Source organism: Bacteroidales bacterium, assembly GCA_018334875.1.
In the GTDB taxonomy this organism is placed as follows: domain Bacteria; phylum Bacteroidota; class Bacteroidia; order Bacteroidales; family UBA12077; genus JAGXLC01.
Map to the genome: position 1 here is coordinate 1 of JAGXLC010000533.1, position 2,503 is coordinate 2,503.

Sequence of the window (2,503 nt, forward strand, 5' to 3'; positions counted from 1 at the left end):
TTGCAGCAGAAAGGTCGCTGGCCGTTTCCACCATTGAAGGACACATGGCGCACTGGGTCAGAGAAGGAACTTTGCCGGCGGAGCAATTTGTAAACCAGGATAAGCTGGAGAAGATCATTTATGTAGCAGAACATTTGAATACGACCAAATTAAGTGAGATCAAGGCAAAGCTGGGCGATGAATTTACCTATAGCGATCTGCGCTTTGCCATGGCTCATTACCGGTATAACCAGGAAAAACAGAATGAAAAGGAAAAATAAAGGATATAAAAAAATATCGAATGGCATAGCAGAGGTCATAGTTCAATCCGCATTTAAACCATAATATAGAATACGGGCAAGCCATTGCTTTGGTCTTGCCCGTCAATTCCAGTATCAAGGTAATATACTTGTACACATGGTTAGCCTACCATCTTTGAATGGTGAACCGACAGTTAGCCTGCTTCTTCTACCACCCCACCTTCGGGTTGTATAGAAAAATAAGCTATGATATGAATGATCCATGCAGCAAAAATAACCAGAGTTCCTATAAAAAATGCGACCATTGCAATTGCACCGATGAAATAAAGCAAACCTGCCGTTTTAAATAGCTTAATGCCGGTTTGTTCTGCAAGAGTTGTCAGCGCTTTAAAAATAAAATAGAGTCCGACTATTGATGCCGCAAGTATGATGATGGCTCCGGCAATCGTGGCCCCGCTTCCAAAAATCAGGCTGGTGATTTCGGAAACATTAAATGTCTCCGGATCCTGCAGGGATAAAGAAACAGCCGTTGCTCCAACGGCAATGGCAATAATAATAACCCCGATCAGGTTACCACCTGCATGTACAATGGTACCGGTCAGTGCATTGTTAAAAATACCGGGTTTCTCATATACTTTGGAAAAATAATAATGAGATATCACCAACAGCACCAGGGTGGCTATACCGGCCAGAGCCCCGACTACAGGGATAAGTGCAGCAATGGGTAATAAGATACCCACACGTCCTAAAGTAATGGCTTGTCTTTTCATAATCTGTCTATTTTTAATGTTAACCAATTGGTATGCAAGATAACAATAATATTAAATCAATGCAATAAATGCGTCTTGTTTTTCAATAATATAACTGTAAGCCCTCACAGAAAAGCCAGAAAGAAAGTCTTGACTTACTTTCTTAAAATGATAGCAATTGCTTACCTCCAATTTTTTCACAGAAATTTTCGTTCCTGTTATAACATTTCTATTTTTATATACTTTAAAACTAATGTAGTATGAGTGTATCCAAGGCAAAAGCAAGTGAGCTGTTTCGGAACAATTGCAGTACTGACCCAACGGAAGTTAAGCCATTCGGCGCCGGCAGGTTTTCCGAGACCTTCTACATTCAGGATGAAAAGGAGGGCGAATACATCATGCGGATAGCCCCTTCGGATTCGCTGCTGCAATTGTTCTACGAATACAGAATGATGCGCCAGGAGCCTGAAATCCATGAACGTCTGCTTAACGAGACCACCGTTCCTGTACCTCGAATTATTGCTTACGATTTCAGCCGGACCCTTATTGACAGGGATTATCTGATCATGAACAATCTGCCGGGAAAGCCCCTGAGTGAAGCTTCTCTTTCCAACGAAGCGTTTATCAAAGCATTTAAACAATGGGGCGAATATGTCAGGCAGATCCACTCGCTCACCGAACCCGAAAATCGTTTTGGTTATGTGGGTTCCCACCATCCAATGGAACCGCAGGATACCTGGAAGGAAGCTTTCCGCATCATGTACCGGAAATTGCTGGATGATATCCGTCAGCAAGGGATTTACGATACCGAAACCTATGATATGGCATACCAGCTGCTCGAAGATAATCTGGAAATATTCGACCACTGCCGAACTTCCCGCCTCTGCCACGGCGACCTGTGGGTGACCAACCTGCTGGTAGACGAAAGCGGACAGGTAACCGGTCTCATTGACTTTGACCGCGCCTGCTGGGGCGATATTGAATGGGACCTGGCCATAGCCGAATATTGCGGTGTTACCCGTCCGCCTTTCTGGGAAGGTTATGGCGAAAGAATCAACACCCATACCGGCGATGCCAACATCCGGAGAATGTTCTATCTCCTTTATGAACACCAAAAATACATCATCATCGCCCTGAGCAGCCGCAGGAATGATCCCCAGGGAGCCCAACGCTATGCCAGGGAATCGTTGGAAATTATGCAGCAGTTTAAGCGCTCGGGAGATATAATCCTGTAGATCTTTGGCTCATCTGGTATACAAAAGTTTTATTATAAAGATGAATGGTTTGAAAGTTTGAAAGTTTGAAAGTTTGAAAGTTTGATTGTTTGAATGTTTGATTGTTTGACAGGAGTTATTCTATAGAGTCATGCCCTGGCGTGGCTCGAGATTCACAGATTATTATATTGGTCTAATGGTCATTCAGCTGTAAATTCGATGATCATTCGGTGATAATTCAGTTGTTAATTTGGTGGTCATTCCTTGTCATTTGATTGTATCCCCAGATTATCAAAACCTT

3 protein-coding genes are annotated in these 2,503 nt (G+C 43.1%); 2 read left to right on the plus strand and 1 reads right to left on the minus strand.

The genetic code is table 11. The features are described from left to right. On the plus strand, positions 1–260 hold a 260-nt coding region (locus KGY70_20855), incomplete at its 5' end, for a helix-turn-helix domain-containing protein (GenBank protein MBS3777655.1). 173 nt (positions 261–433) lie between these two features. On the opposite strand, the gene KGY70_20860 is transcribed toward KGY70_20855, so the two are convergent. Then, entirely contained in the window at positions 434–1,009 is a 576-nt protein-coding gene (locus tag KGY70_20860; GenBank protein MBS3777656.1) for a DUF996 domain-containing protein, read from the minus strand. A 239-nt stretch (positions 1,010–1,248) separates the two neighbouring features. Here KGY70_20860 and KGY70_20865 point away from each other — a divergent pair, with 239 nt between their 5' ends. Continuing rightward, entirely contained in the window at positions 1,249–2,223 is a 975-nt protein-coding gene (locus tag KGY70_20865) for an aminoglycoside phosphotransferase family protein (GenBank protein ID MBS3777657.1), read from the plus strand. Positions 2,224–2,503: the final 280 nt, after the last annotated feature.

Bases quoted from the DNA above. Each gene is read 5' to 3' on its own strand.
- KGY70_20860 (MBS3777656.1), bottom strand. From the start codon at position 1,009: ATGAAAAGACAAGCCATTACTTTAGGACGTGTGGGTATCTTATTACCC.
- KGY70_20865 (MBS3777657.1), top strand. From the start codon at position 1,249: ATGAGTGTATCCAAGGCAAAAGCAAGTGAGCTGTTTCGGAACAATTGC.